The organism is Roseitalea sp., assembly GCF_984466335.1.
The window spans coordinates 1-4536 of the sequence record NZ_CFIFWG010000058.1 but is presented as its reverse complement, the minus strand read 5'-3'; the positions used below and the strand labels follow the sequence as shown (position 1 = coordinate 4536).

5 protein-coding genes and 1 pseudogene are annotated in these 4536 nt (G+C 65.8%); 2 read left to right on the top strand and 4 right to left on the bottom strand.

The features are described from left to right. A partial coding sequence (locus AC5E6L_RS07290) for an SbmA/BacA-like family transporter (RefSeq protein WP_491772301.1) occupies positions 1–702 on the bottom strand: 702 nt, incomplete at its 3' end. A 184-nt stretch (positions 703–886) separates the two neighbouring features. On the opposite strand from AC5E6L_RS07290, the gene AC5E6L_RS07285 reads away from it, so the two are divergent. Next, positions 887–1300, top strand: coding sequence for an MAPEG family protein (locus AC5E6L_RS07285; RefSeq protein ID WP_491228879.1), 414 nt, complete (start codon positions 887–889; stop codon positions 1298–1300). 80 nt (positions 1301–1380) lie between these two features. On the opposite strand, the gene AC5E6L_RS07280 is transcribed toward AC5E6L_RS07285, so the two are convergent. Further along, positions 1381–2148 (bottom strand): sulfate transporter family protein, encoded by a 768-nt coding sequence (locus tag AC5E6L_RS07280; RefSeq protein ID WP_491772285.1) that lies wholly within the window; start codon positions 2146–2148, stop codon positions 1381–1383. A 104-nt stretch (positions 2149–2252) separates the two neighbouring features. Between AC5E6L_RS07280 and AC5E6L_RS07275 the strand changes: the two genes are divergently transcribed. Further along, positions 2253–3254 carry an adenosine kinase gene (locus AC5E6L_RS07275; protein ID WP_491772283.1) on the top strand — a complete coding sequence of 334 codons (1002 nt, stop codon included), beginning with the start codon at positions 2253–2255 and terminating at the stop codon, positions 3252–3254. A gap of 115 nt (positions 3255–3369) precedes the next feature. Here the strand turns inward: AC5E6L_RS07275 and grpE are convergent, their stop codons facing one another. Beyond that, positions 3370–4161, bottom strand: coding sequence for a nucleotide exchange factor GrpE (gene grpE / locus AC5E6L_RS07270; protein ID WP_491772281.1), 792 nt, complete (start codon positions 4159–4161; stop codon positions 3370–3372). An 83-nt stretch (positions 4162–4244) separates the two neighbouring features. After that, a pseudogene (hrcA, locus tag AC5E6L_RS07265) lies at positions 4245–4536 on the bottom strand (heat-inducible transcriptional repressor HrcA); the annotation flags it as partial.

Genomic DNA, 4536 nt, shown 5'->3' with positions numbered 1-4536 from the left:
GACATATTCGGAAAGACCCCACAGCACCGGCAGGAAGGCGATCAGCGTCATCACCGCATCGATGGCGTGCGAGCCCAGCCCTTCCATGATGCCGGCGAAACGCATCGTGTCTTCCTGAACGCGCTGGGAGGCACCCTCGATGTGCCGCACCTGTTTCCAGCGCGCCATGTAATAATCGTTCATGGCCGTGCGCCAGCGAAAGACATAATGGCTGATAAAGAAACGTGCGCCGACCAGTATAAATATCCAAACGGTTGCCAGTTCGACAAAAGAAAGCAGGAGAATGAAGAGTTCGGCTGAAGTGACGCTGGCTTCTTCGGTCAGCGCTTCTTGAACGCTATCGAAAAAAGGCCGCCGCCAATTGTTGATTGCAACGGAAATCTGAACGCTGAAATAGGTGAAGAACAAGATGAACGCCGAGCCAAGAATCGACCATAGTTCCCATGGATGAGCCGCCCGCCAGCGCCAAAAGCCATAAAAGGCGACCGTGAAGACGATGAAATAGATGTAGAACCACACGAACTCGGGCGTTACGAAATGGCCAAGGCCGATCACCGGATCGGCGCCGTCGGGCGTCGCGCCAAGGCCGATGAACGCGCCCCAGCTTCCGGCGCCGGCATACCAGGCGATCATCGCCACGACGGTCCAGATCAGGGCGGACAGAAAGAACAGTTTGGGCTGCGGGAAGAACGATTTGAACACGGGTCCGGAACACCTTTCGGGCAATGGGTCGGAGAAATCATATCCCCTGATTTGTAGACCAGTGGCATCCAAAGAACAGGGCGCGCGGTCACATCGGCTCAATTCGGCGTGTGACGGTCGGCGATCGGGCGTGCGTCGGGCCGCATTCCGCGCTATCGGCGGGCAGTGCCCAGGGAGACGGACGATGAACGAGACGAGCCTTGCCGCCGCAGGCCTTTATGCCGGGCTCTGCATGCTGATCATGTTCTGGCTGGCCAACGAGACCGGCAGGCTGCGCCGCGGCCACAAGATCGCCGTCGGCGACGGCGGGAACGCACATCTGGCCCGCATCATGCGCGGCCAGGCGAACGCGGCCGAGAACATGCCGCTGTTCCTGATCATGCTGGCGATTGCCGCGCTGGCGGGCATGGCCCCCTGGCTGGTGCACCTTCTTGGCCTGGCCTTCACGCTTGCGCGGGCGCTGCATGCCTGGCACTTCATCCAGGCCAGGGCGCCGTTTTGGCAGCGCATTGTCGGCTTCGGCGTTGCCGGGCTGGCCGCCTTCGGCCTGGCGCTGTGGCTGATCGCCGCGGCGCTCCGGCCGCTGCTCGGCGGATAGGCGCCGCCGGCCGGGCTGGAAACGAAAACCCGGTCGCCCCACCACAACGCACGGATGGAGCGCTTTCGCTTTCCATTGTATCACTCGGGTGCTTCAGGGGTTCGTTCAGCCGCAATTGCCGAGGCAAGACCGGTTCCGGCCCGTGCATCCCTTGCCGCGATCGCCTTGTGCAGATGGACCATCAGCGCGGCGCCGAACAGCGGTGTCATCAGGTTGACGATGGGGACCGCCATGAAGGCGGCGATCACAAGGCCCCCAAGGATCACCGTGCCCGAATGCCTGGAGCGCAACGCATTGGCCGATTTCTCGTCATGAAAGCGCATCGCCGCGAACTGGAAATATTCGCGCCCGAGCAGATAGGCGTTGACGGCGACAAAGGCGACGAGATTGACGCCCGGCACGAGCAGCAGCAGGAGCGCCACCAGGTTGCCGGCAGCGACCACGCCGAAGAACTTGACACCGAGCGCGGCCGACCGGCCGAGCGGCAGCGGTTTGCCTGCGGGTTCGCCCGGATAGTCCTGCCGCTCGATATGCTCGGCCACATCGTCAAGGAAGATGCCCGCGACCGCCACGCTGACCGGCCCGACCAGGAAGGCAAGGCCGACGGCGAGTGCGATGCCCGCCGCGATCGTCGCCAAGAAGCCGATCGCGCCGATCCAGTCCGGCAGGGCGAAACCCGTAACGAACGCCTCCAGATAGGGCAGCGCCGCCCATTGGACGGCGTGGCGGATCGCGAACCACGCCCCGACCAGCACGGCCAGCGTCAGCCCGATCGATTTCCAAAGGACCCGGCGCAGGGCCGGGTCCAGCAGTTCGCCGAGCGCCTTGCGTGCCGAAGCGATGACCATGGCCGGCAGATGGGCGCACCGGAGCGGCGATGCAACGGGCGCTTGCGGCCTTCCCATCGCGCCGGCCACGCGCTAAAGGCGCGCAAAACCAACCGGGACACGCCATGAGCCACTATGACGTTCTGTGCATCGGCAATGCGGTTGTCGATATCATCGCCCGCGCCGAGGATGATTTCCTGCGCGAAAACAACATCATCCGGGGCGCGATGAACCTGATCGACGCGCACCGCGCCGAACTGCTCTACGAACGGATGGGGCCGGCCGTCGAAACCTCCGGCGGCAGCGCCGGCAACACGGCGGCCGGCATCGCAAGTTTCGGCGGAACGGCCGCCTTCTTCGGCAAGGTGGCCGACGATGCGCTGGGCGACATCTACCGGCACGACATCCGGGCGCAGGGCGTTTCGTTCGACACGATGGCGCTGAACGGAAACCCGCCGACGGCGCGCTCGATGATCTTCGTCACCCCCGACGGCGAGCGCTCCATGAACACCTATCTGGGCGCCTGCGTGGAACTGGGCCCCGAGGATGTCGAGGCGGACAAGGCGGCGCAATCCAAGGTGACCTATTTCGAGGGCTATCTGTGGGACCCGCCGCGCGCCAAGGCGGCGATCCGCCGGACCGCCGAGATCGCGCACGCCCATGGCAACGTGGTGGCCATGAGCCTTTCGGACCCGTTCTGCGTGGACCGCTATCGCGAGGAATTCGTCGATCTGATGCGCTCGGGCACGGTCGACATCGTGTTCGCCAACGAGGACGAGGCGAAATCTCTCTACCAGACCGCCGATCTGGACACGGCGCGCGAGGCGCTCGCCGCCGACTGCGTGATCGCCGTCGTCACGCGTTCGGAAAAGGGATCGATGATCATCGACGGCGAGGGAGCCCATACGGCGGTCGCGGCCGCGCCGATCGACAAGCTCGTCGACACGACCGGCGCCGGCGATCTCTACGCGGCCGGCTTCCTTTACGGCTACACCAGGGGCATGGACATGCGGACCTGCGGCCGGCTGGGCGCGCTCGCCGCCGCCATCGTCATCGAACAGGTCGGCCCGCGCCCGCAGGTCTCGCTGCGTCAGGCGGCGATCGATGCCGGGCTGATCAGGGGTTGATTTTCCACGGCCGGCGATCTGCGTCGATCCGCCCGGCGTGGACCGGGCGGCCATCCATGACCGCGCCGCCGCGATGGCGTGGCGACTGTTCGCAGAGGTCGCGCCCTGACCGTGTTCACGCGTCCTTTTCGGCTTCGGCCTCCGGCGCGCCGGGCTCTTGCTTCCGGGCGCTTTCACCTTTGTCGGCCTTCTCCGCCTTCTCTGCTCTGGGCCCGCCCTTGGCGACGCCGACCATGGCCGGGCGCAGCACCCGCTCGCCGATCGAATAGCCCGCCTGCACCACCTGGACGACGGTGCTGCTGGGCACGTCAGGATTGGGCACCTCGAACATCGCCTGGTGGAAGTTCGGATCGAACCGCTCGCCCTCCGGCGCCAGCCGCCTGACGCCGTGCCGCTCCATCGCCGACAGCATGGATTTCTCGGTCAGTTCCACCCCTTCGAGCAGGTTTTTGAGCGTGGCGTCGGCACCGTCGCGCTGCTCGTCGGTGACCGCCTCGATGGCGCGGCGCAGATTGTCGGTCACGCCCAGCATGTCGCGCGCAAAGCCGGTGACCGCGTAGACCTTGGCGTCGGCGACCTCGCGCTGGGTGCGCTTGCGCAGATTCTCCATGTCGGCGGCAAGGCGCAGGAGCCGCTCCTTCATGTCGGCGTTCTCGGCCCGGATCGCCTCGATCTCCTCGGCGATCGCCGCGCCGGCAAACCCGCCATCGGCCGTTTCATGGTCGAAACCGTCCGGATCGTTCGCCGCCTCGAATTCGGCATAGGCGTCGGCATCGGCGGCGGCCGCGCGCCGGCGGGCGGCCCGGTCGGCCTTCAAAAGCTCGTCGGCGGCCTTGCGCAGGCCCTCGCGGCTGGCGGGATTGACGTCCGGGCCGGCGCCTTCCGGCTTGCGATCATTGTCAGCCATTCATCCTGTCCATCGGTTCGGGGAAGCGCTTTGGCCGCGATATCGAGTGCGCACGCCGAAAAATCAACCCCGGCCGGCGCGCCCTATTCATGCTCGATCATGCGCGAGACCAGTTGGGCGGTGTAGTCGACCATGGGCACGATGCGCGCATAGTTGAGCCGGGTCGGGCCCAGCACGCCCAGCGCGCCGACCACCCGGCGGTTGCCGTCGCGATAGGGCGCGACGACCAGCGACGAGCCCGACAGGGAGAAGAGGCGGTTCTCCGAGCCGATGAAGATGCGCACGCCCGAGCCCGATTCGGCCATGTCGAGCACGGAGATGATCTCGTCCTTGCGTTCCAGGTCGTCCAGCAGCAGCTTGGTGCGCTCGATCTCC

What these genes read in the sequence shown, in the direction of transcription:
- AC5E6L_RS07285 (WP_491228879.1), top strand. Translation starts at nt 887, where the DNA reads ATGAACGAGACGAGCCTTGCCGCCGCAGGCCTTTATGCCGGGCTCTGC.
- AC5E6L_RS07280 (WP_491772285.1), bottom strand. Translation starts at nt 2,148, where the DNA reads ATGGTCATCGCTTCGGCACGCAAGGCGCTCGGCGAACTGCTGGACCCG.
- AC5E6L_RS07275 (WP_491772283.1), top strand. Translation starts at nt 2,253, where the DNA reads ATGAGCCACTATGACGTTCTGTGCATCGGCAATGCGGTTGTCGATATC.
- grpE (WP_491772281.1), bottom strand. Translation starts at nt 4,161, where the DNA reads ATGGCTGACAATGATCGCAAGCCGGAAGGCGCCGGCCCGGACGTCAAT.